Source organism: Streptococcus fermentans, from assembly GCF_040888305.1.
In the GTDB taxonomy this organism is placed as follows: Bacteria; Bacillota; Bacilli; order Lactobacillales; family Streptococcaceae; genus Streptococcus; species Streptococcus fermentans.
On sequence record NZ_JBFNFG010000006.1, the window covers coordinates 1 to 23,495 of the forward strand.

Consider the following 23,495-nt stretch of genomic DNA (forward strand, 5'->3'; position numbering starts at 1 on the left):
CGAAATCGAGACTTTGTCTATCGATTTCTGTCCCACCGCCTTTTTAAAATATAATGGAGCCGGTGGGAGTCGAACCCACGTCCAAACACCTGCTAACATATTTGTCTACAACCATAGGTTATGTATTGATTTAACAGCCTCTCGACACATAACTCAACCCTAGAAACTGCGAGTCTATAAATCTCTTATCAAACTGCTAGACAAAGCTTGATCGTATCTCGCTAATAATAAGACCTGTCATTGAACACGAGCAATCCAAATCGGGTCACGCCTGCTGGTTTTTAGGCAGCTAGAGCGTAAGAAGTGTTATTTTTTGCAGTTATATTTAACTGAGCGTTTACGTCGCCACACGAGTCGCAAAATATGCCTCATAATGCCTGTCGAATCCGTAACGACCCCAAAAGACAATACAATTATTATACCTTATCTGAGGGGAAATTGCAAAAATCAAGTAAAAAAAGAAATGACACTTTGGCATGTATATGTTTTAAAAGTGGCTGTTTAGAGCGATGAAGAGTCACAAATTAGTTAGAAAATCAAGAGAAAAACTGGAAATCATGTTATAATAAAACGATAGAATCGTAAGAAAGAGTGGATGATTTTTTTGATAATTCCTACTTATAATTGGCAATTTGCTCCGCAAGTTGAGGATGCGGATTTTACAAAGATAGCTAAGAAAGCTGGTTTGGGACCTGAAGTAGCTCGTTTGTTATTTGAACGAGGCATCAAGGATGAGACTAGTCTGAAAAAATTTTTAGAACCTTCTTTGGAGGATTTGCATGATCCCTACCTTTTACATGATATGGAAAAGGCAGTGGAGCGGATTCGCCATGCAATTGAGCAAGGGGAGTTGATTCTCATTTACGGGGACTACGATGCGGATGGGATGACTTCGGCTTCCATTGTCAAGGAAAGTTTAGAGCAGATAGGTGCTGAGTGTCTTGTTTACCTTCCCAATCGCTTTACAGATGGTTATGGTCCAAATGTCAGTGTCTACAAATATTTCATTGAACAACAGGGCGTGTCTTTGATTGTGACGGTGGACAATGGTGTGGCGGGGCATGAAGCCATTGATTTGGCTCAGTCTATGGGGGTGGACGTTATTGTGACCGACCACCATTCTATGCCTGAAGTTTTACCAGATGCCTATGCTATTATTCATCCTGAACATCCAGGGGCGGACTATCCTTTCAAGTATCTAGCAGGTTGTGGAGTTGCTTTTAAGCTAGCTTGTGCCCTTTTGGAAGAAGTGCAGGTTGAGTTGTTAGACTTGGTTGCTATCGGTACAATTGCCGATATGGTCAGCTTGACTGACGAAAATCGCATCCTGGTCCAATATGGTCTTGAGGTCTTGCGCAATACTCAGCGAATGGGTCTGCAGGAAATGTTTGAAATCGCTGGGATTTCGAGTAGTGATGTGACAGAAGAAACGATAGGTTTTCAGTTAGCACCACGTTTAAATGCCCTAGGACGCTTGGATGATCCTAATCCAGCTATTGATTTGTTGACTGGATTTGACGATGAGGAAGTGCATGAAATCGCTCTTTTGATTCATCAAAAGAATGAAGAACGTAAGGAAATTGTTCAGTCCATTTACGATGAAGCCAAGGGCATGGTGGATCCTGATAAAAGTGTTCAAGTTTTGGCTAAAGAAGGCTGGAATCCGGGAGTTCTTGGAATTGTAGCTGGGCGTTTGCTTGAAGAACTAGGTCAGACAGTTATAGTCTTGAATATCGAAGATGGACGCGCCAAGGGGAGTGCTAGAAGCATAGAAGCAGTCGATATCTTTGAAGCCTTGGACCCACATCGAGAACTGTTTATCGCATTTGGTGGTCACGCAGGTGCTGCAGGTATGACTCTTGAAGTGGAAAAGTTGGAAGTCTTGTCTGATGTTTTGGAAGCCTATATCCGAGAAAAAGGTGCAGATGCCCAAGGTAAAAACAATCTATTTTTAGACGAAGAACTGGATTTAGAGACCTTGAGTCTGGAGACGGTGAAAAGTTTTGAACGTCTAGCTCCTTTTGGGATGGATAACCAAAAACCTGTCTTCTATATTCGAGATTTTCAAGTTGAAAATGCTCGCGTTATGGGGGCTGGTAATGCTCATCTCAAGCTGAAGATTTCCAAAGGTGAATCCAGTTTTGAGGTGGTTGCTTTTGGTCAAGGGAAATGGGTGACTGAATACTCACAGACCAAGCAATTGGAACTGGCGGTGACTCTCTCTGTCAACCAATGGAATGGACAAACCACCTTGCAGTTAATGATGGTTGACGCCCGTGTAGAAGGTGTTCAGCTCTTTAACATTCGTGGCAAGAATGCCTTGTTACCAGAAGGGGTAGCCGTTTTGGATTTTACGCAAGAGCTACCTGATGTGACCTCTTGTTCAGCTATTGTCGTTAAGAATATTCCTGAGGATATATCCCTCCTTAAGAAAATCTGTCAGGAGCAGGAATTTTCAGCTCTTTACTTTAAAAATGATATAGCCAAGGCTTACTATTTGACGGGCTATGGCACAAGAGAGCAGTTTGCAAAATTGTATAAAACCATCTATCAGTTCCCAGAGTTTGACATTCGCTATAAACTCAAGGATTTGGCGGCCTATCTCAAGATTGAGCAAATCTTGTTAGTCAAAATGATTCAGATATTTGAAGAGCTTGGCTTTGTGACCATTGAAAATGGAGTCATGAGGGTGAATAAAGAGGCTGAAAAGCGTGATATAGCTGAGAGTCAGATTTATCAAAAGCTGAAACAAACTGTTAAAGAGCAAGAGATTATGGCGCTTGGAACAGTTCAGGAAATCTATGATTTCTTAATGGAAAAAAGTGAATAGAGATAGAAAGAGTTGGCTTGCTGACTCTTTTTTGTTTGCTAACAAAAACCTCTTCAATGAAAGGAATTTAGTGCTATAATGAGAGGAGTGAAGGACTGTTGAACCTTGTTGAAGAAAGTTATACTCTTCGAAAATCTCTTCAAACCACGTCAGCTTTATCTGCAACCTCAAAGCGGTGCTTTGAGCAACCTGCGGCTAGCTTCCTAGTTTGCTCTTTGATTTTCATTGAGTATTAGAAGTGGAAGTGATTTTGGGATTTTTAGAAGCAAATGGAGCCTACTGTGACTGCGAAGTGCTTTATAATGTTGCTGACTTATTTGAAGATTAGACAGGATGGGAGCAACAATTGTCTCATTTGATCCTCTTATTAGTGCTGCTTTGTCCGTTATTGAACGGAAAGAGATAGTTGAAGTGCGATTATCTGTAAGATTCATTTTGAAAATTAGTAAAAAAATGGTATAATGAATGGAAAAGATTCGGCTGAAAGTGAATTGGACTTTCAGAAAAAGAGAGCTTTTAAAGCTCTACAAACAGTTGAAGTGACTATTCGGAGGAAAAATGAATACTATTAAATTAACAACACTTGGTGGTGTGCGTGAAAATGGTAAAAACATGTACATCGCAGAAATTAACGACTCGATTTTTGTATTAGATGCAGGTTTGAAATATCCTGAAAATGAACAGTTGGGTGTCGATGTCGTTATTCCAAATATGGACTATTTGTTTGAAAATAGCGACCGTATTGCTGGGGTTTTCTTAACACACGGGCATGCGGATGCGATTGGAGCCCTTCCATATCTCTTGGCAGAAGCTAAGGTTCCTGTATTTGGCTCAGAGTTGACTATCGAACTGGCTAAACTCTTTGTTAAGGGAAATGACAGCGTCAAGAAATTTGATGATTTCCATGTGATTGATGAAAATACAGAGATTGATTTTGGTGGAACGGTAGTATCCTTCTTCCGTACAACCCACTCTATTCCAGAAAGTTTGGGCGTGGTCTTAAAAACGTCTGAAGGCAACATCGTCTATACAGGAGATTTCAAGTTTGACCAAACGGCTAGTGAATCCTATGCTACTGACTTCGGTCGATTGGCAGAGATTGGTCGCGAAGGGGTCTTAGCTTTGCTTAGTGACTCAGCAAATGCAGATAGCAATATCCAAGTAGCTAGTGAAAATGAAGTTGGTGTAGAAATCACGCAAACCATTTCTGACTGGGATGGACGTATCATCGTTGCTGCGGTTGCAAGTAACCTTTCTCGTATCCAGCAGGTTTTTGATGCGGCTGCAGAGACTGGACGCCGTGTTGTCTTGACAGGATTTGACATTGAAAATATCGTCCGTACAGCGATTCGCTTGAAAAAATTGTCTCTAGCAAGTGAAAATCTTTTGATTAAACCAAAAGATATGTCTCGTTTTGAAGATCATGAATTAATTATCCTTGAAACTGGACGCATGGGTGAACCCATTAACGGCCTACGCAAGATGTCTATTGGTCGTCACCGTTATGTTGAAATCAAAGAAGGTGACCTAGTTTATATCGTTACAACACCATCAATCGCCAAGGAAGCAGTGATGGCACGCGTGGAAAATATGATCTACCAAGCAGGTGGAGTTGTCAAGCCAATTACTCATAGCTTGCGTGTGTCAGGACACGGGAATGCGCGTGATTTGCAATTGATGATCAATCTCTTGCAACCTAAATATCTCTTCCCAATCCAAGGAGAATACCGGGAGTTGGATGCCCATGCTAAGGCTGCTATGGCAGTTGGTATGTTGCCGGAACGGATTTTTATCCCTAAAAAAGGGACTACCATGTCTTATGAGCATGGAGACTTTGTCCCATCTGGTGCTGTTACTGCAGGAGATGTCTTGATTGATGGGAATGCCATCGGAGATGTCGGCAATGTCGTCCTTCGTGACCGTAAGGTCTTGTCAGAAGATGGGATTTTCATCGTGGCTATCACTGTTAACCGTCGTGAGAAGAAAATCATTGCTAGAGCTCGAGTGCACACGCGTGGATTTGTCTATCTCAAGAAGAGTCGGGATATTCTGCGCGAAAGTACAGAGTTGGTGAACCAAACAGTTGAAGACTACCTCCAAGGTGAAGACTTTGATTGGGCAGACCTCAAAGGTAAGGTTCGTGACAATTTGGCTAAATTCCTCTTTGATCAAACAAAACGCCGCCCAGCTATCTTACCAGTGGTCATGGAAGCAAAATAAGGATTAAATAGTAGTAGAGAAAGTCGAGTTTCGGCTTTTTCTTATCTTAAGTGTATAAGGAGCAAGTTATGGCAGTAATGAAGATTGAGTATTACTCAGAAGTTTTAGATATGGAGTGGGGAGTAAATGTTCTCTACCCAGATGCGTCTCGGGTTGAGGAACCAGATTTTACAGATATCCCCGTTCTCTATCTCTTACATGGGATGTCAGGGAATCATAATAGCTGGCTCAAACGGACCAATGTAGAGCGCTTGGTGCGAGGGACTAATCTAATTGTTGTCATGCCAAATACAAGTAATGGCTGGTACACAGATACTCAGTATGGCTATAACTACTATACAGCTTTAGCAGAAGAACTGCCTAAAGTGCTCAAACGCTTCTTCCCTAATATGTCTAGCAAGCGTGAAAAGACTTTTATCGCTGGTTTATCAATGGGGGGCTACGGTTCCTTCAAATTGGCCCTATCAACCAACCGTTTCTCACATGCAGCTAGTCTTTCTGGGGCTCTTAGCTTCGAGGAGTTTTCTCCTGAAAGCCAAGATTTAGGGACGCGTGCCTACTGGCGAGGTGTTTTTGGTAAGCTTGATAACTGGGAAACCAGTCCTTATTCACTTGAAAGTCTTGCTAACAAGTCAGACAAGAAGACCAAACTCTGGGCTTGGTGTGGTGAACAAGATTTCTTGTATGCTGCCAATAACCTCGCGGTGAAGAATCTCAAGAAACTTGGTTTTGATGTGACCTATAGTCACAGTGCAGGGACCCATGAGTGGTATTATTGGGAAAAACAATTGGAACGGTTTTTGGCTACCTTGCCAATTGATTTTGTTTTGGAAGAACGCTTGTCTTAGTTTTAGTTTTCTTTCAGCTTACTCAAGTAAAATAAGGAATCTATCTTTAGAATGGGAATCCATGGTTTAAAGATGGATTCTTATTTTTTTAGGAAAGGCGGGAAATCATGTTCTGGATTATTCGTGTTCTATGTCGATTGTTACTAGGGATTTGGCGCATGTTCTGGCGCCTTGTGTGGACTCTTGTAGTCTTAATTCTCATTACTTTAGGGATTCTCTGGTATATGACAGGGGATTTATCTGGTGTCTTCAATCAAGCGGGGCAACTTGTTCAAGTTGGTCAGGCAGGTTGGCATCAATGGCAAGAAACTGGTAAGTTGCAAGGTTTGTCTCAGACTGATCATCATCAAGATTCAGGAGTAAAATGGCCCCAAGCACAGGCGACTATTTATATTGATCCTCAAATGGATGCAACCTTCCAAAAAGCCTACGCTGAGGCTATTGCCAATTGGAATCAGACTGGCGCTTTTAATTTTGTACTTGTGACAGAACCTGACCAAGCAACTATTTTTGCGACTGAAATGAATGATGGTTCCACATCTGTTGCTGGTGAGGCGGAGAGTCAAACAAATCTTCTAACCAAACAATTCACTTCTGTAACAGTTCGTTTGAATCATTATTATTTATCTAATCCAAACTATGGCTATACCTATGATCGTATCTTGCATACGGCAGAGCATGAGCTAGGTCATGCCATTGGGCTGGAACATACCAATGAAGTTTCAGTCATGCAGCCAGCAGGTTCTTATTATGGTATTCAGGCTCAAGATGTTCAAGCAGTTCAAGAACTTTATGAGTCTGGAGAATAAGTGATTTTCAAACGAAAAATAGAGCTCCTTGATGTAAGCAATGAAGGGGGCTTTTTGCTATAATGGAACTATGAATAACTTGATTAAATCAAAACTAGAGCTCTTGCCGACCAGCCCTGGTTGTTACATTCACAAGGATAAAAACGGTACGATTATCTATGTAGGAAAGGCTAAAAATCTACGTAACCGTGTACGGTCCTATTTCCGTGGGAGTCATGATACCAAGACAGAAGCCTTGGTGTCTGAAATTGTAGACTTTGAGTTTATTGTTACGGAATCCAATATTGAGGCCCTCCTTCTGGAAATCAACTTGATTAAGGAAAATAAGCCTAAATACAATATTATGCTCAAGGACGACAAGTCCTATCCTTTCATCAAAATTACCAATGAGCGCTATCCTCGCTTGATTATCACCCGTCAGGTCAAGAAAGACGGAGGTCTCTATTTTGGACCCTATCCGGATGTGGGGGCGGCCAATGAAATCAAGCGACTTCTGGATCGGATTTTCCCTTTTCGCAAGTGTACTAATCCACCATCGAAGGTTTGTTTTTATTACCATATCGGCCAGTGCATGGCTCACACCATTTGTAAAAAAGATGAGGCCTATTTCAAAGCTATGGCCCAAGAAGTATCTGATTTTCTTAAGGGGCAGGATGACAAAATCATTGATGATCTCAAAAGTAAGATGAACTTGGCAGCCCAGACTATGGAATTTGAGCGTGCGGCTGAATACCGTGATTTGATTCAGGCCATTGGAACTCTTCGGACTAAGCAACGGGTTATGACTAAGGACCTCCAAAACCGTGATGTCTTTGGTTATTATGTGGATAAGGGCTGGATGTGCGTTCAGGTTTTCTTTGTCCGTCAGGGCAAGTTGATTGAGCGTGATGTCAACCTTTTTCCTTACTACAATGATCCAGATGAAGATTTCCTGACCTATGTTGGGCAGTTTTATCAAGAAAAATCTCATCTGGTTCCTAATGAAATTTTGATTCCTCAGGATATTGATGACGAGGCTGTTAAGGCTTTGGTGGATACCAAGGTTCTCAAACCCCAACGTGGAGAGAAAAAACAACTGGTTAATCTGGCTATCAAAAATGCGCGTGTAAGCTTGGAGCAGAAATTTAACCTACTAGAAAAATCAGTTGAGAAGACACAAGGGGCTATTGAAAATCTAGGGCGACTTTTACAAATTCCAACCCCAGTCCGCATCGAGTCCTTTGACAATTCCAATATCATGGGGACTAGTCCTGTTTCTGCCATGGTTGTTTTTGTTAACGGGAAACCGAGCAAGAAGGATTACCGCAAGTATAAGATTAAGACAGTTGTTGGACCAGATGACTATGCCAGTATGCGAGAGGTTATCCGCAGACGCTATGGTCGAGTCCAACGTGATGGCTTGACACCGCCAGATTTGATCGTCATTGATGGGGGGCGAGGTCAGGTTAATATCGCTAAGCAAGTTATTCAAGAAGAGTTGGGGTTAGATATTCCCATTGCAGGTCTGCAAAAGAATGACAAGCACCAAACCCATGAATTGCTTTTTGGAGATCCGCTTGAGGTGGTAGAGCTATCTCGCAATTCTCAAGAATTTTTCCTCCTACAACGCATTCAGGATGAGGTACACCGTTTTGCCATCACCTTCCACCGTCAACTGCGTTCTAAAAACTCTTTCTCCTCTCAATTGGATGGAATTGAAGGCCTGGGTCCAAAACGCAAGCAGAACTTGATGAAATATTTCAAATCTCTGACAAAAATCAAGGAAGCCAGCGTGGATGAGATTGTCGCAGTTGGTATACCAAGAGCAGTAGCAGAGGCTGTTCACCAACACTTGAATCCTCAAGAGCGTGTAGAACTAGCTCAGGTAGCAGAATCGCCTGCTGAATACAAGTGATAAAGTAACAAGAAAAGGTTTTTGCTTTAGCGAGTGCAAGCTAGTCAGAATTGTGGTAAAATAGATAAGATATGACTAAAGAATTTCATCATGTAACGGTCATGCTCCATGAAACCATTGATATGCTTGATGTAAAACCTGACGGTATTTACGTTGATGCGACCTTGGGTGGAGCAGGCCATAGCGAGTATTTATTAAGTAAATTAAGTGAAAAGGGGCATCTCTATGCCTTTGACCAGGACCAGAATGCCATTGATAATGCGCAAAAACGTCTGGCACCTTATATCGAAAAAGGAATGGTCACCTTCATCAAGGACAACTTCCGTCATTTGAAAGCCCGTTTACAAGAAGCAGGTGTAGAAGAAATTGATGGCATTTGTTACGACTTGGGAGTTTCAAGCCCGCAATTGGATCAGCGTGAACGAGGTTTTTCTTATAAAAAAGATGCGCCACTGGACATGCGGATGAACCAAGATGCTAGTTTGACAGCTTATGAGGTTGTCAATCACTATGACTATCATGACTTGGTTCGTATTTTCTTCAAGTATGGCGAGGACAAATTCTCCAAACAGATCGCTCGGAAGATTGAACAGGCGCGTGAGCTGAAGCCGATTGAGACAACGACAGAATTGGCCGAGATTATCAAATCTGCTAAGCCTGCCAAGGAACTCAAGAAAAAAGGTCATCCGGCCAAGCAAATTTTCCAAGCTATCCGTATTGAGGTCAATGATGAATTAGGAGCTGCAGATGAGTCCATCCAACAAGCTATGGAATTACTAGCAGTGGACGGAAGAATCTCAGTCATTACCTTTCATTCGCTGGAAGATCGCTTGACCAAGCAATTGTTCAAGGAAGCTTCAACAGTGGAAGTGCCAAAAGGCTTGCCTTTCATCCCAGATGATCTTAAGCCCAAGATGGAATTAGTCTCTCGCAAACCGATTTTACCAAGCAAGGAGGAGTTGGAGGCCAATAATCGTTCCCACTCAGCCAAGCTACGAGTAGCTCGAAAAATTCATAAGTAAGGGGATAAAATGGTAGAAAAAAGAGAAACGACGAGCCAATTATTGCAAGCTCGTATCAAGAGATTTTCACGTGTTGAAAAGGCCTTTTACCTTTCAATTGCCATTACAGCCCTTGTCTTAGCTATCAGTGTGGTATATATGCAGACCAAGCTCTTGCAAGTCCAGAGTGAACTAACCACTGTTAATGCTCAGATTGAAGAAAAGAAGACAGAGCTGGATGATGCTAAGCAAGAAGTCAATGAATTGATCCGTTCAGAGCGTCTGACAGGAATTGCGGATTCGCAAGAACTAAAATTAAATAATGAAAATATCCGATCGGCGGAGTAGTATATGAAAACCTGGAAAGAAAAAATAGTACACTTTGCCATTAAGAATCGCAAATCTCCCCTTGAAAACCGCAGACGAGTTGGGAAGAGCCTTAGTCTCTTAGCCGTCTTTCTCTTTGCTGTTTTTTTGGTTAACTTTGCGGTGATTATTGGTACGGGGAAGAAGTTTGGTGTTGACCTGGTCAAAGAAGCCAGTAAGGTTCACCAAACGACTCTAACAGTTCCTGCTAAGAGGGGAACCATTTATGATCGTAATGGAACGCCGATTGCAGAAGATGCAACCTCCTACAATGTTTATGCGGTCATTGATAAGGATTATAAGTCAGCTAATGGAGATGTTCTATATGTAGAAGAATCTCAGTACAATAAGGTAGCCGAAATTTTCCATAAGTACTTGGATATGGAGGAGACCTACGTCAAGGATCAACTCTCTCAACCAAATCTCAAACAGGTTTCCTTTGGTGCTAAAGGAAATGGAATTACCTACGCTAATATGATGTCCATTAAACAGGACTTAGAAGCTGCGAAGGTTGAGGGTGTTAATTTTACAACTAGTCCCAATCGAAGTTATCCAAATGGAAAATTTGCTTCATCCTTTATTGGTTTAGCACAGTTACATGAAAATGAAGATGGGACAAAAAGTCTTATTGGTACATCTGGTATGGAGAGCTCCTTAAATAGCTTGCTGGCAGGTACAGATGGTATTATTACATACGAAAAAGACCGTCTAGGTAATATTGTTCCTGGTACGGAACAAGTTACCCAACAAACAGTAAATGGAAAAGATGTCTACACGACCTTATCCAGTCCTTTGCAGTCCTTTATGGAAAGTCAAATGGATGCCTTCCAAGAAAAACTAAAAGGCAAGTATATGACTGCAACCTTAGTCAGCGCCAAGACTGGAGAAATTCTGGCGACAACTCAAAGACCGACCTTTGATGCTGATACCAAAGAAGGAATTACCGAAGACTTTGTTTGGCGTGATATCCTTTACCAAAGTAACTATGAGCCAGGTTCGACCATGAAGGTAATGACCTTGGCGGCAGCGATTGACAACAACACCTTCCCTGGGGGAGAATACTTCAATAGCAGTGAATTTAAAATAGCGGATGCGACGACTCGAGATTGGGATGTTAATGATGGTTTGACTACTGGTGGGATGATGACTTTCTTACAAGGTTTCGCTCACTCCAGTAATGTTGGAATGAGTCTACTTGAACAAAAAATGGGAGATACTACTTGGTTGGATTATCTAAACCGCTTTAAATTTGGGGTCCCAACTCGCTTTGGCTTGACAGATGAATACGCTGGTCAACTTCCAGCTGATAATATTGTCAATATTGCTCAAAGCGCATTTGGTCAAGGGATTTCAGTAACACAAACACAAATGCTTCGTGCTTTTACAGCCATTGCTAATGATGGGGTTATGCTAGAACCTAAGTTTATCAGCGCCCTTTATGATCCTAACGATCAGACAGTGCGGAAGTCGAAAAAGGAAATTGTAGGTAATCCTGTATCCAAAGAAACAGCTAGTTTGACTCGAGAGAATATGATTTTGGTTGGTACAGACCCTGTCTATGGTACCATGTACAATAAAATTACTGGTAAACCAATCGTTACTGTTCCTGGTCAGAATGTTTCTGTCAAATCTGGAACAGCTCAAATTGCCGATGAGCAAAACGGAGGATATTTAGTTGGGAAAACCAATTATATCTTTTCTGTAGTAACCATGCATCCTTCTGAAAATCCAGACTTTATTCTTTACGTGACAGTTCAACAACCAGAACACTTTTCTAACCCTTGGTTTGGAGAGTTTGCTAATCCTATTCTTGAACGAGCTTCTGCCATGAAAGAATCTCTTAATCTTCAGTCTACAGCTAAAAATCTGGATCAAGTTACAACAACAACTAGTTATGCAATGCCAGCGACCAAGGACTATAGTCCGGGAGATATGGCAGAGGAACTGAGACGCAATCTTGTTCAACCAATCGTTATCGGTTCAGGAACAAAAATCAAGGACAGTTCAGTGGCAGAAGGAACAAATCTAGACGCTAATGAGCAAATCTTACTCCTTTCAGACAAGGTAGAAGAGATGCCTGACTTATATGGCTGGTCTAAGAAAAATGTTGAAACCTTTGCCAAATGGTTGAATCTTGAAGTTGAATTTGAAGGTACAGGAGAAATTGTTAAAAAACAAAGTGTTCGTTCTAATACAGCTTTAAAAGATTTACAGAAAATAAAAATAACTTTAGGAGATTAGAATGCTAGTTTCTATCTTTCCTGGAATCCTTACTTTTGTTCTTACAGTGGTAGGAATTCCAGCTTTTATCCGTTTTTACCGTAAAGCACAGATTACTGGTCAACAGATGCATGAGGATGTTAAACAACACCAGGCAAAAGCTGGGACGCCGACAATGGGAGGGATTGTCTTCCTCGTAACAAGCGTTTTAGTTAGTTTAGTTCTTGCACTTTTAACTAATCAACTAACCAACAATGTTGGAATGATCCTCTTTATCCTAGTCTTATATGGTTTGGTTGGTTTCTTAGATGATTTCCTCAAGGTTTTCCGTAAAATCAACGAAGGACTTAATCCTAAACAAAAACTCTTACTCCAGTTAGTCGGAGGAGTGATCTTCTATTTCTTTTATGAAAGAGGAGGAGATATCTTAAATGTATTTGGCTATCCTTTGCATTTGGGTGTTCTGTATATTCTCTTCGCCCTCTTCTGGTTAGTCGGTTTTTCGAATGCTGTTAACTTGACTGACGGGATTGATGGCTTGGCAAGTATCTCAGTAGTGATTAGCCTATCTGCCTATGGAGTCATTGCTTATGTACAAAACCAATTGGATATTCTCCTAGTGATTCTTGCCATGATTGGTGGTCTTCTTGGTTTCTTTGTCTTTAACCATAAGCCTGCTAAAGTTTTTATGGGAGATGTGGGAAGTCTTGCTCTTGGAGGAATGTTGGCAGCTATTTCTATGGCGCTGCACCAAGAATGGACGCTACTCCTGATTGGTATAGTATATGTTTTTGAAACAACATCTGTCATGATGCAAGTTACCTACTTTAAGTTGAGTGGCGGAAAACGTATCTTCCGAATGACACCAGTTCATCACCATTTTGAGTTGGGTGGATTTTCTGGTAAAGGTCAATCCTGGAGTGAGTGGAAGGTCGATTTCTTCTTCTGGGGAGTGGGCTTGCTTGCTAGTCTCGTGACCTTGGCTTTCATGTATTTATTCTAAAATAGAATATTGGAATATAAAAGAGAAGGATTTATACCCTTCTCTTTTTAGTTCCTATTTTCTTCAATTGAGGAATCCTTTTCTCAAAAAAGTAAAATTATGATAAAATGGAAAAAAGAAAGATGAAATGATGAGTTATTTTAAAAAGTATAGATTTGATAAATCTAAGTTTAAGTTAGGGATGCGAACGTTTAAAACAGGAATCGCTGTTTTTTTGGTTCTCATGATTTTTGGTTTTTTTGGATGGAAGGGACTTCAGATTGGGGCTCTTACAGCCGTTTTTAGCTTGAGAGAAGACTTTGATAAGAGTGTCCACTTTGGGACATCACGTATTTTAGGGAATAGTATCGGTGGTTTTTATGCGCTGATGTTCTTTCTCTTGAACAACTTTTTTCATGGAGCCTTTTGGGTAACTCTTCTTGTTGTTCCAATTTGTACCATGTTAACCATTATGACAAATGTTGCCATGAACAATAAGTCAGGAGTTATTGGGGGAGTTGCAGCTATGCTGATTATTACCCTATCAATTCCAAACGGAGAGACTGTTTTGTACGTGTTTGCTCGAGTTTTTGAAACATTTATGGGTGTTTTTGTAGCAATTCTTGTAAATTACGATATTGATCGTTTACGGAGTATTTTATTGAAAAAAACAAAATAATGTCACAAGATATAACATTATTGATTGACGATTGAATTTTTTTAGACTATAATAGACAGAAAGAAGGAAGTGTACATGAAGGAAAAAGAATTTCGTCGCAATATGGCAGTTTTTCCAATTGGTAGTGTTATGAAACTGACCGATCTTTCGGCGCGCCAAATTCGTTATTATGAAGACCAGGAATTGATTAAGCCTGATCGTAACGAGGGCAATCGCCGTATGTATTCTTTGAATGACATGGATCGATTACTTGAGATTAAAGATTATATCTCTGAAGGTCTGAACATTGCTGCCATCAAGAAAAAATATGCTGAACGTGAGGCGAAGTCTAAAAAACCAGTGAGTCAAACTGAAGTACGAAGAGCGCTTCGGAATGAAGTTCTCCAACAAAGTCGCTTCGCTTCTCAACAATCACCTTTTGGTCGCGGTTAGGCAACCGCAAGTCGTCATATATAAGGAGAAAAACCATGCCAATCACAGCTGCAGATATTCGTCGTGAAGTTAAGGAAAAAAATGTAACCTTTATCCGTCTCATGTTTTCAGATATTTTGGGAACTATGAAAAACGTCGAAATTCCTGCTACAGATGAACAACTAGACAAGGTCTTGTCAAATAAGGCTATGTTTGATGGATCTTCTATTGAAGGGTTTGTTCGTATCAACGAATCAGATATGTACCTCTACCCTGACTTGGACACTTGGACAGTCTTTCCTTGGGGAGATGAGAACGGTAGTGTCGCAGGATTGATCTGTGATGTCTATACAACAGAAGGGGAACCATTTGCAGGAGATCCTCGTGGAAACCTCAAACGTGCTCTTCGTCACATGGAAGAAGTTGGATTCAAATCTTTCAACCTTGGACCAGAGCCAGAATTCTTCCTATTTAAGCTTGATGAAAATGGAGATCCAACTCTTGAGGTAAATGACAAGGGTGGTTACTTTGATTTGGCGCCTACTGACCTTGCTGACAACACTCGTCGTGAGATTGTCAATGTCTTGACCAAAATGGGATTTGAAGTTGAAGCAAGTCACCACGAAGTTGCTGTAGGTCAACATGAGATTGACTTTAAGTACGATGAAGTTCTTCGTGCTTGTGATAAGATTCAAATCTTTAAACTCGTTGTAAAAACAATTGCGCGTAAACATGGTCTCTATGCAACCTTTATGGCTAAACCAAAATTTGGTATCGCTGGTTCAGGTATGCACTGTAATATGTCCTTGTTCGATGCGGAAGGAAACAATGCCTTCTTTGATCCAAATGATCCAAAAGGCATGCAGTTGTCAGAAACTGCTTACTACTTCCTTGGTGGTTTGATCAAACATGCCTATAACTATACAGCAATCATGAACCCAACCGTTAACTCATACAAACGTTTGGTTCCAGGCTACGAAGCCCCTGTTTACATCGCTTGGGCTGGCCGTAACCGTTCACCACTTGTCCGCGTACCAGCATCACGCGGAATGGGAACACGTTTGGAGTTGCGTTCAGTGGACCCAATGGCGAACCCATATATTGCTATGGCTGTTCTTTTAGAAGTTGGTTTGAACGGTATCGAAAACAAAATCGAAGCACCAGCACCAATCGAAGAAAATATCTACATTATGACTGCTGAAGAGCGTAAAGAGGCTGGCATCACAGACCTTCCATCAACTCTTCACAATGCTTTGAAAGCTTTGACAGAAGACGAAGTGGTTAAGGCAGCTCTAGGTGAGCACATCTATACTAGCTTCCTTGAGGCCAAACGTATCGAGTGGGCAAGCTATGCGACCTTCGTTTCGCAATGGGAAATTGACAACTACCTAGATCTATACTAATAATAAATCAAAAAGATTGTCCGTGAGGACGATCTTTTTTTTCTTGCATTTTATATCGAGGTGTGATATATTTTGTATAACGAAATGCGATATATCGAACTAAATAGGAGGTCTGGTTAAATGGAATTATCAGATAAGATTAGGCGTGTCTACCTTCCCATGACTGAAACGGGATTTTATATTCTGTTCTGTCTGCAAAAGAAGAACCATGGTTATGGTATTACACAAAAGGTCAAAGAGATGACAGCTTCACAGGTTTCGATTAGTCCTGGAACTATGTATGGAACCCTGTCAAAGATGGAAAAGGATGGTTTGATTTCCTTTGTCCGAGAAGAGGAAAAACGGAAAATCTATCAGATTACAGACTTGGGTCGCAAAGTTTTAGAGATTGAGTTGAAACGTATTGAACGGATCTATAGAAACAGTCGGGAGGAGCTTTGATGGAAAAGAAAGTTGTTTATAGAATTGCTACCATTGCGGATTATGATAGAGAGGCTCTCTATCTCAGGGAAATGCATGCTCAGGGCTGGAAACTTAAGGAAGTAAGTTATTCTAACTTAGTAGTTGCGGTTAAGTATACATTTGAAAAGTGCCAACCGGAGCAGGTGGTTTATCAGTTGGACTTTTATCCTATGAAAAAATCAGAGAGAGCCACCTATTTACAGCTGTTTAAAGATTGTAGCTGGGAGCATATTACAGACTTTAATGGTTTTTCCTATTTTAGAAAACCTTATTCTCAAATTGAATCAGATGCCGAGTTTGAAATTTATAATGATGCGGCCGGGAAGTTAGCTATGGTCAAGCGCATTTTAATAATGCGGATGCTTCCTGTCTTGCTTCTCTTTTCAGCGCTACTACCGGTTTTCTCAAAGTTACTCAGTGGAAGAGGTTCTTTCAGTTGGGGAATGTTTTTGATTGTTAGCATAGACTGTACTTTATTGATCGTTTTTGCGATTCAGATTTCTTATATTTGTTGGAGATTGTTTCAAAAGTGGAAAGAATTATCTGATAAATAAAACCATTTTGGAGGTTAGACAATGAATAGCAAAGTACAATTTCGAATGTTTACCATTTTTGATTTGGATAAGGTAGAAGATTATTTGCATGAGATGCATTTGAAAGGTTGGAAATTTAAATCGAATCGTTTTGGATTTTTCTATTTTGAACAATGCCAACCTGATGATGTGATTTACCGTGTGTGGAATACTAGCTACCTTAGAAAAAATGAGCTAGATTTACAAAGTATTAAGGATAGAGGATGGGAATTTGTGGAAAATTGTTCTTATACTGTTTTTCGAAAAGCAAAGTGTGATTTAGTTCCGAATGATCAATTTTTCATGGACAATCGTCTTAGATGGGATGGTGTGAAATCTGGACTTCGTACATCTACAGTTTCTATCTCTGGTGGTCTTGTTGTTTGTATGAGCCTGTTTCGCGAAAATCTCTCTCGGTCTTTCTTCCTTATTTTTGCCCTATATGCTCTCATGATTTCTTATCTAATCTATAGTTTTTACAGACTTAGACGGAAATATCTGGTTGATTGACATTAGTTTCTAGGTCCTCAGACCGATTTTTAGCACTCTTGATAAAAGAGTGCTAATTTTTTGAGTTTTTGTCTTGACATTCTTTTCTAAGGGTGTATAATAGAATCATAAGTTAGCACTTGGATGTATCGAGTGCTAAAACGATCTATCAGAGAGGAGTAGCGAGATGGTTACAGAACGTCAGCAGAATATTTTAAATCTGATTATTGACATCTTTACCAAAACGCACGAACCTGTTGGATCCAAAGCATTGCAAGAGTCTATCAACTCAAGTAGTGCTACCATTCGAAATGATATGGCAGCCCTAGAAAAGCAAGGTTTGCTTGAAAAGGCTCATACTTCCAGTGGTCGGATGCCGAGTGTGGCTGGATTTCAATACTATGTCAAACACTCCCTATCCTTTGACCGTTTAGCTGAAAATCAAGTTTATGAGATTGTAAAAGCCTTTGATCAAGAATTCTTCAAGCTTGAGGATATTCTTCAAGAGGCAACGAAAATCTTGGCAGACTTGAGTGGTTGTACGGTTGTAGCACTAGATGTCGAACCAAGTAGGCAGAAGCTAACAGCTTTTGATATTGTTGTCCTCGGACAACATACAGCTCTGGCAGTTTTTACGCTTGATGAGTCTAGAACAGTTACCAGTCAGTTTTTGATTCCGAGAAATTTCTTGCAGGAGGATTTAAATCGCCTCAAGACCATGATTCAAGAGCGTTTCCTGGATCAAACTGTTTTGGATATTCACTACAAGATTCGGACAGAGATTCCGCAGATTATCCAACGTTACTTTACAACAACGGATAACGTCATGGACCTCGTTGAACATATCTTCAAAGAAATGTTCAATGAAAATATCGTGGTTTCTGGAAAAGTCAATCTTCTGAATTTCGCAAATCTAGCAGCTTATCAGTTTTTTGATCAGCCACAAAAAGTAGCTTTAGAAATTCGAGAGAATCTGATTGGCGACCAGATGCAAAGTGTCCGAGTTGCGGATAGCCAAGAATCTTGTCTTGCTGACTTAGCGGTGATTAGCAGTAAGTTCCTGATTCCTTATCGTGGATTTGGAATTCTTGCGATTATAGGTCCGGTCAATCTGGATTATCAACAATTAGTCAATCAACTCAATGTCGTCAATCGAGTTCTGACTATGAAGTTGACAGATTTTTACCGCTATCTCAGCAGTAACCACTATGAAGTGAATTAAGATTGAAATCATTAAAGGAGGCGAAAATGGCCCAAGATATTAAAAATGAAGAAGTAAAAGAAGAGGAAGTTGTGGAAACAGCTGAAGAAACAACTCCTGAGAAGTCTGAACTGGACTTGGCAAATGAACGTGCCGAAGAATTTGAAAACAAATATCTTCGAGCTCATGCAGAGATGCAAAACATTCAGCGCCGTGCCAATGAAGAACGCCAACTCTTGCAACGCTATCGCAGCCAAGATTTGGCAAAAGCAATCTTGCCGTCACTGGATAACCTTGAACGTGCCCTTGCCGTCGAAGGGTTGACAGATGATGTGAAGAAGGGCTTGGAAATGGTCCAAGAAAGTTTGATACATGCTCTGAAAGAAGAAGGAATTGAAGAAATTCCAGCAGATGGAGAATTTGACCATAACTACCACATGGCCATTCAAACAGTTCCAGCAGATGACGAACATCCAGCAGATACCATCGCACAAGTCTTCCAAAAAGGCTACAAACTCCATGACCGCATCCTAAGACCGGCTATGGTAGTGGTTTATAACTAGGCAATTCTGACGGTAGCTAAAGCAACTCGTCAGAAAACGGCAATCGCTATGGCGTTTGCCTAGCCTCCTTACTAACTCGTCGTCGAAATAAAATCGATTTCGACTTCTCGTGTCGCAATTTACATAATAGAAACCTTGTCCGAAACGACACTAAACTATGAAAGAAAGATAAACAATGGTTCAGCTTTGCCAATAGTGAGCGAAGCGAACCAAAGGCGATACTCTTCGCCGTGGCGGTATCTTCGCAAACTTTGAGACCTTAGGCTCAAAGTTTAGTCAAAGAGATTGACGAAGTCAAGCTCTGACGGCGTCGCCACTTAAGAAGAGTATCAAAAAGAAAAAAGAGAATAAATAACAAGGAGAAAAACACATGTCTAAAATTATCGGTATTGACTTAGGTACAACAAACTCAGCAGTTGCAGTTCTTGAAGGAACTGAATCAAAAATCATCGCAAACCCAGAAGGAAACCGCACAACTCCATCTGTTGTGTCATTCAAAAACGGTGAAATCATCGTTGGTGACGCTGCAAAACGTCAAGCAGTCACAAACCCAGATACAGTGATCTCTATCAAATCTAAGATGGGTACTTCTGAAAAAGTTTCTGCAAATGGTAAAGAATACACTCCACAAGAAATCTCAGCTATGATTCTTCAATACTTGAAAGGTTATGCTGAAGACTACCTTGGTGAAAAAGTAACTAAAGCAGTTATCACAGTTCCAGCTTACTTCAACGATGCTCAACGTCAAGCAACAAAAGACGCTGGTAAAATCGCTGGTCTTGAAGTAGAACGTATCGTCAACGAACCAACTGCAGCAGCTCTTGCTTATGGTTTGGACAAGACTGATAAAGAAGAAAAAATCTTGGTATTCGACCTTGGTGGTGGTACATTCGACGTATCTATCCTTGAACTCGGTGATGGTGTCTTTGATGTATTGGCAACTGCAGGGGATAATAAACTCGGTGGTGACGACTTTGACCAAAAAATCATCGACCACTTGGTAGCAGAATTCAAGAAAGAAAACGGCATTGATTTGTCAACAGACAAGATGGCCCTTCAACGTTTGAAAGATGCAGCTGAAAAAGCGAAGAAAGACCTTTCTGGTGTAACTTCAACTCAAATCAGCTTGCCATTCATCACTGCTGGCGAGGCTGGACCTCTTCACTTGGAAATGACATTGACTCGTGCGAAATTTGACGATTTGACTCGTGACCTTGTAGAACGTACAAAAGTTCCAGTTCGTCAAGCTCTTTCAGATGCAGGTTTGAGCTTGTCAGATATCGACGAAGTCATCCTTGTCGGTGGTTCAACTCGTATCCCTGCCGTTGTAGAAGCTGTTAAGGCTGAAACTGGTAAAGAACCAAACAAATCAGTAAACCCTGATGAAGTTGTGGCTATGGGTGCTGCTATCCAAGGTGGTGTCATCACTGGTGACGTTAAAGACGTTGTCCTTCTTGACGTAACTCCATTGTCACTTGGTATCGAAACAATGGGTGGAGTATTTACAAAACTCATCGACCGCAACACAACAATTCCAACATCTAAATCACAAGTCTTCTCAACTGCAGCAGACAACCAACCAGCCGTTGATATCCACGTTCTTCAAGGGGAACGCCCAATGGCAGCAGATAACAAGACTCTTGGACGCTTCCAATTGACTGATATCCCAGCTGCACCTCGTGGTATCCCACAAATCGAAGTTACATTTGACATCGATAAGAACGGTATCGTATCTGTTAAAGCCAAAGACCTTGGAACTCAAAAAGAACAAACAATTGTTATCCAATCTAACTCAGGTTTGACAGACGAAGAAATCGACCGCATGATGAAAGATGCAGAAGCTAACGCTGAAGCAGATAAGAAACGTAAAGAAGAAGTTGACCTTCGTAACGAAGTAGACCAAGCAATCTTTGCGACTGAAAAGACAATCAAAGAAACTGAAGGTAAAGGCTTCGATGCAGAACGTGATGCTGCCCAAGTTGCCCTTGATGAGCTTAAGAAAGCCCAAGAAGACAACAACTTGGACGAAATGAAAGCAAAACTTGAAGCTTTGAACGAAAAAGCACAAGGACTTGCCGTTAAACTCTATGAACAAGCCGCAGCAGCGCAACAAGCTCAAGCAGGAGCAGAAGGCGCACAAGCAACAGGAAACGCAGGCGATGACGTAGTAGACGGAGAGTTTACGGAAAAGTAAAACAATCCAGTGGATTGTTTTAGCGGAACCTCCTGAAATAAAGAAAGGTTCCGAGATTTTAGGATTCCTTTAATCCGAAACTCAATTCAGCCTAACTCGTTAAGAAAGACTAATCACTAAAGTGATTGTCATTCTACGGCAATCGCTATGGCGACTTGCCTAAACGCCTTACTAGTTCAAAAACAAAGTATAATCGACTTTGTTTTTGAACGTCGTAATGATAAGAAGAAATCCAGAGGTTGCAACCCAGCCTCTGTTTTTCGGTAAAATAGAGGATGTTGCGTATGAAAAAAGTACTTTGTATCATTTATCCTAATTTTTCTCTTTATGAGATAACCGCTTTAACAAGTACTTTAGCTCTGTCTTTTGACATCACGATTGATTATGTCGCTTCAGATCACTCGATGGTGGTCTCTGAGGATGGTTTGCCCTGTCAACCAACGAAAACACTAGATCAGATCCGTATAGAAGAGTATTCTTGTGTGATTTTGCCAGGAATGGTAAACATAGGACCTGCCCTACAGGATGAGAAATTGATTTCGTTCTTGAGGGGCCTTGGTGAGCAAGATATCCTCATTGCAGCCATTTCTTCAGCGCCTCTTTTATTGGCGAAAGCAGGCTTGTTGAAGGACACGAAATTTACAGGTGGAATTTGGCAAAACTTCTTTGACTATTTTGAATTTCTTCCTCGTGAGAATTTCCAACCTAAAGTGCTTGTGCAAGATAAACAAATCATTACGGCTATAGGCTTTGCGCACCAAGAGTTTGCAAGGAAAGTGATTCTAAGTTTAGGGTTGGCAGAGAATACGGACAACTATTTTAAAGAACAGAATGAGTACGCAGAAAAGGATTTGATATTTACTCTATCAGATGAAGAGTTTGATCAAGTGAAGCGATGTATAGAAAACACCCTCTAAAGATTTACATGAAATTTATAGAAAGGAACAAAGAGTGTTTGGGAAATTGTAGCCGAGCTCTGAAGTTTCTTACTCAATATAAAAGAAAGGAATTGAACCCGACCTACATCGAGGTTTGATTTACAACATCAATAGAAAGGACAAAGAGTGTTCGGGGAATTGAACCCGAGCGGAAAGCTTGGAAATTAGATAAACCGCCTAAGAAATCAGGATTTCTTGTCGGTTTCCTAAATTTCAGTCGCTTTCTGTCCGCTCTTAGTATCTTGTATGAACAATACTGAATTTTACGACCGTTTGGGCGTTTCGAAAAATGCATCTCAAGATGAGATCAAGAGGGCCTATCGGAAATTATCTAAAAAATATCACCCAGATATCAACAAGGATCCTGGTGCTGAGGACAAGTACAAGGAAGTTCAAGAAGCTTATGAAACTTTGAGCGATGAACAGAAACGTGCTGCCTATGACCAATATGGTGCTGCTGGTGCCAATGGTGGTTTTGGTGGTGCTGGCGGTTTCGGTGGCTTCGATGGAGCAGGTGGTTTTGGCGGATTTGAGGATATCTTCTCAAGCTTCTTTGGTGGTGGAGGTGCCTCACGTAATCCAAACGCCCCTCGTCAAGGTGACGACCTCCAGTATCGCGTTCATTTGACTTTTGAAGAAGCTATTTTTGGTACAGAAAAGGAAGTCAAATACAATCGTGAAGCAAGCTGTCGTACTTGTAATGGGTCTGGTGCTAAACCTGGAACAAGTCCAGTTACTTGTGGACGCTGTCATGGTTCAGGTGTGATCAATGTTGATACCCAAACACCTCTCGGCATGATGCGTCGCCAAGTAACCTGTGATGTCTGTCATGGCCGTGGTCAAGAAATCAAAGATCCATGTACAACCTGTCATGGAACTGGTCATGAAAAACAAGCCCATAGTGTACACGTAAAAATCCCTGCTGGTGTGGAAACAGGTCAACAGATCCGCCTAGCTGGTCAAGGTGAAGCAGGATTTAACGGTGGACCATATGGTGACTTGTACGTGGTGGTTTCAGTTGAAGCTAGTGATAAGTTTGAACGTGAAGGAACCACTATCTTCTACAATTTGAACCTCAATTTTGTTCAAGCAGCACTTGGTGATACAGTAGACATCCCTACAGTTCATGGTGATGTAGAATTAGTCATTCCAGAAGGAACTCAGACTGGTAAACGATTCCGTCTACGTGGTAAAGGTGCGCCTAGCCTTCGTGGTGGTGCCCTTGGTGACCAATACGTGACTGTCAATGTCGTGACTCCAATAGGCTTGAACGAACGACAAAAAGCAGCCTTGAAAGAATTCGCAGCTGCAGGTGATCTAAAAGTCAATCCAAAGAAAAAAGGCTTCTTTGACCATATTAAGGATGCCTTTGAAGGAGAATAAAGCATAAAGTAAAAAGAGCCTTCGGGCTCT

At 41.0% G+C, this 23,495-nt stretch carries 21 protein-coding genes and 1 other RNA gene; 21 read left to right on the top strand and 1 reads right to left on the bottom strand.

Annotated features, from left to right (window positions below; translation table 11 throughout):
• Positions 1-51 precede the first annotated feature (51 nt).
• Positions 52-399, bottom strand: a transfer-messenger RNA (tmRNA) gene (gene ssrA / locus AB2B50_RS06420).
• Between the two features lie 205 nt (positions 400-604).
• On the opposite strand from ssrA, the gene recJ reads away from it, so the two are divergent.
• From recJ to dnaJ, 21 genes are all read left to right on the top strand, one after another.
• Positions 605-2,830, top strand: coding sequence for a single-stranded-DNA-specific exonuclease RecJ (gene recJ, locus AB2B50_RS06425; RefSeq protein WP_320692839.1), 2,226 nt, complete (start codon positions 605-607; stop codon positions 2,828-2,830).
• Positions 2,831-3,068: 238 nt separating this feature from the next.
• Positions 3,069-3,158 (top strand): DUF2695 domain-containing protein, encoded by a 90-nt coding sequence (locus AB2B50_RS06430; RefSeq protein WP_083500971.1) that lies wholly within the window; start codon positions 3,069-3,071, stop codon positions 3,156-3,158.
• 230 nt (positions 3,159-3,388) lie between these two features.
• Positions 3,389-5,050 carry a ribonuclease J gene (locus tag AB2B50_RS06435; RefSeq protein ID WP_320692837.1) on the top strand — a complete coding sequence of 554 codons (1,662 nt, stop codon included), beginning with the start codon at positions 3,389-3,391 and terminating at the stop codon, positions 5,048-5,050.
• A gap of 68 nt (positions 5,051-5,118) precedes the next feature.
• A complete protein-coding gene (locus tag AB2B50_RS06440) occupies positions 5,119-5,898 on the top strand; it encodes an alpha/beta hydrolase (protein WP_320692836.1) in 780 nt (259 codons plus the stop codon).
• Positions 5,899-6,005: 107 nt separating this feature from the next.
• Complete coding sequence (locus AB2B50_RS06445) at positions 6,006-6,707, top strand: M57 family metalloprotease (protein WP_320692835.1); 702 nt, start codon at positions 6,006-6,008, stop codon at positions 6,705-6,707.
• A 70-nt stretch (positions 6,708-6,777) separates the two neighbouring features.
• On the top strand, positions 6,778-8,601 hold the full coding sequence (gene uvrC, locus AB2B50_RS06450) for an excinuclease ABC subunit UvrC (protein WP_320692834.1): 1,824 nt from the start codon (positions 6,778-6,780) through the stop codon (positions 8,599-8,601).
• 71 nt (positions 8,602-8,672) lie between these two features.
• A complete protein-coding gene (rsmH, locus tag AB2B50_RS06455) occupies positions 8,673-9,623 on the top strand; it encodes a 16S rRNA (cytosine(1402)-N(4))-methyltransferase RsmH (protein WP_320692833.1) in 951 nt (316 codons plus the stop codon).
• A gap of 9 nt (positions 9,624-9,632) precedes the next feature.
• Positions 9,633-9,950 carry a cell division protein FtsL gene (gene ftsL, locus AB2B50_RS06460; RefSeq protein WP_049530143.1) on the top strand — a complete coding sequence of 106 codons (318 nt, stop codon included), beginning with the start codon at positions 9,633-9,635 and terminating at the stop codon, positions 9,948-9,950.
• A gap of 3 nt (positions 9,951-9,953) precedes the next feature.
• Entirely contained in the window at positions 9,954-12,209 is a 2,256-nt protein-coding gene (gene pbp2x / locus AB2B50_RS06465) for a penicillin-binding protein PBP2X (protein WP_320692832.1), read from the top strand.
• 1 nt (position 12,210) lies between these two features.
• Entirely contained in the window at positions 12,211-13,191 is a 981-nt protein-coding gene (mraY, locus tag AB2B50_RS06470) for a phospho-N-acetylmuramoyl-pentapeptide-transferase (RefSeq protein ID WP_320692831.1), read from the top strand.
• 130 nt (positions 13,192-13,321) lie between these two features.
• On the top strand, positions 13,322-13,849 hold the full coding sequence (locus AB2B50_RS06475) for an FUSC family protein (RefSeq protein ID WP_320692830.1): 528 nt from the start codon (positions 13,322-13,324) through the stop codon (positions 13,847-13,849).
• Positions 13,850-13,924: 75 nt separating this feature from the next.
• Positions 13,925-14,281, top strand: coding sequence for a transcriptional repressor GlnR (glnR, locus tag AB2B50_RS06480; protein ID WP_000659543.1), 357 nt, complete (start codon positions 13,925-13,927; stop codon positions 14,279-14,281).
• A 35-nt stretch (positions 14,282-14,316) separates the two neighbouring features.
• Positions 14,317-15,663 (top strand): type I glutamate--ammonia ligase, encoded by a 1,347-nt coding sequence (gene glnA / locus AB2B50_RS06485; protein ID WP_045763630.1) that lies wholly within the window; start codon positions 14,317-14,319, stop codon positions 15,661-15,663.
• A 120-nt stretch (positions 15,664-15,783) separates the two neighbouring features.
• Positions 15,784-16,104 (top strand): PadR family transcriptional regulator, encoded by a 321-nt coding sequence (locus tag AB2B50_RS06490; protein WP_320692829.1) that lies wholly within the window; start codon positions 15,784-15,786, stop codon positions 16,102-16,104.
• A complete protein-coding gene (locus tag AB2B50_RS06495) occupies positions 16,104-16,679 on the top strand; it encodes a DUF2812 domain-containing protein (RefSeq protein ID WP_320692828.1) in 576 nt (191 codons plus the stop codon). Before AB2B50_RS06490 ends, AB2B50_RS06495 begins: the two co-directional genes overlap by 1 nt.
• A gap of 21 nt (positions 16,680-16,700) precedes the next feature.
• Positions 16,701-17,207: a DUF2812 domain-containing protein gene (locus AB2B50_RS06500; RefSeq protein ID WP_320692827.1), complete on the top strand. Its 507-nt coding sequence runs from the start codon at positions 16,701-16,703 to the stop codon at positions 17,205-17,207.
• Between the two features lie 166 nt (positions 17,208-17,373).
• The gene (gene hrcA / locus AB2B50_RS06505; RefSeq protein ID WP_000255788.1) at positions 17,374-18,408 is read left to right on the top strand and encodes a heat-inducible transcriptional repressor HrcA; all 1,035 of its coding nucleotides are present in this window, start codon (positions 17,374-17,376) and stop codon (positions 18,406-18,408) included.
• 26 nt (positions 18,409-18,434) lie between these two features.
• On the top strand, positions 18,435-18,950 hold the full coding sequence (grpE, locus tag AB2B50_RS06510) for a nucleotide exchange factor GrpE (RefSeq protein WP_320692826.1): 516 nt from the start codon (positions 18,435-18,437) through the stop codon (positions 18,948-18,950).
• A gap of 370 nt (positions 18,951-19,320) precedes the next feature.
• Positions 19,321-21,144 (top strand): molecular chaperone DnaK, encoded by a 1,824-nt coding sequence (gene dnaK / locus AB2B50_RS06515; protein WP_320692825.1) that lies wholly within the window; start codon positions 19,321-19,323, stop codon positions 21,142-21,144.
• A 284-nt stretch (positions 21,145-21,428) separates the two neighbouring features.
• Positions 21,429-22,061: a DJ-1/PfpI family protein gene (locus tag AB2B50_RS06520; RefSeq protein WP_320692824.1), complete on the top strand. Its 633-nt coding sequence runs from the start codon at positions 21,429-21,431 to the stop codon at positions 22,059-22,061.
• A gap of 267 nt (positions 22,062-22,328) precedes the next feature.
• On the top strand, positions 22,329-23,465 hold the full coding sequence (gene dnaJ, locus AB2B50_RS06525) for a molecular chaperone DnaJ (RefSeq protein ID WP_320692823.1): 1,137 nt from the start codon (positions 22,329-22,331) through the stop codon (positions 23,463-23,465).
• Positions 23,466-23,495 lie beyond the last annotated feature (30 nt).

Excerpts from the sequence above, each read along its gene's own strand:
- AB2B50_RS06500 (WP_320692827.1), top strand. The coding sequence starts at position 16,701 with ATGAATAGCAAAGTACAATTTCGAATGTTTACCATTTTTGATTTGGAT.
- AB2B50_RS06440 (WP_320692836.1), top strand. The coding sequence starts at position 5,119 with ATGGCAGTAATGAAGATTGAGTATTACTCAGAAGTTTTAGATATGGAG.
- uvrC (WP_320692834.1), top strand. The coding sequence starts at position 6,778 with ATGAATAACTTGATTAAATCAAAACTAGAGCTCTTGCCGACCAGCCCT.
- hrcA (WP_000255788.1), top strand. The coding sequence starts at position 17,374 with ATGGTTACAGAACGTCAGCAGAATATTTTAAATCTGATTATTGACATC.
- dnaK (WP_320692825.1), top strand. The coding sequence starts at position 19,321 with ATGTCTAAAATTATCGGTATTGACTTAGGTACAACAAACTCAGCAGTT.
- AB2B50_RS06445 (WP_320692835.1), top strand. The coding sequence starts at position 6,006 with ATGTTCTGGATTATTCGTGTTCTATGTCGATTGTTACTAGGGATTTGG.
- ftsL (WP_049530143.1), top strand. The coding sequence starts at position 9,633 with ATGGTAGAAAAAAGAGAAACGACGAGCCAATTATTGCAAGCTCGTATC.
- glnA (WP_045763630.1), top strand. The coding sequence starts at position 14,317 with ATGCCAATCACAGCTGCAGATATTCGTCGTGAAGTTAAGGAAAAAAAT.
- mraY (WP_320692831.1), top strand. The coding sequence starts at position 12,211 with ATGCTAGTTTCTATCTTTCCTGGAATCCTTACTTTTGTTCTTACAGTG.
- AB2B50_RS06520 (WP_320692824.1), top strand. The coding sequence starts at position 21,429 with ATGAAAAAAGTACTTTGTATCATTTATCCTAATTTTTCTCTTTATGAG.
- AB2B50_RS06475 (WP_320692830.1), top strand. The coding sequence starts at position 13,322 with ATGAGTTATTTTAAAAAGTATAGATTTGATAAATCTAAGTTTAAGTTA.
- dnaJ (WP_320692823.1), top strand. The coding sequence starts at position 22,329 with ATGAACAATACTGAATTTTACGACCGTTTGGGCGTTTCGAAAAATGCA.
- rsmH (WP_320692833.1), top strand. The coding sequence starts at position 8,673 with ATGACTAAAGAATTTCATCATGTAACGGTCATGCTCCATGAAACCATT.
- glnR (WP_000659543.1), top strand. The coding sequence starts at position 13,925 with ATGAAGGAAAAAGAATTTCGTCGCAATATGGCAGTTTTTCCAATTGGT.
- AB2B50_RS06495 (WP_320692828.1), top strand. The coding sequence starts at position 16,104 with ATGGAAAAGAAAGTTGTTTATAGAATTGCTACCATTGCGGATTATGAT.
- pbp2x (WP_320692832.1), top strand. The coding sequence starts at position 9,954 with ATGAAAACCTGGAAAGAAAAAATAGTACACTTTGCCATTAAGAATCGC.
- AB2B50_RS06435 (WP_320692837.1), top strand. The coding sequence starts at position 3,389 with ATGAATACTATTAAATTAACAACACTTGGTGGTGTGCGTGAAAATGGT.
- AB2B50_RS06490 (WP_320692829.1), top strand. The coding sequence starts at position 15,784 with ATGGAATTATCAGATAAGATTAGGCGTGTCTACCTTCCCATGACTGAA.
- grpE (WP_320692826.1), top strand. The coding sequence starts at position 18,435 with ATGGCCCAAGATATTAAAAATGAAGAAGTAAAAGAAGAGGAAGTTGTG.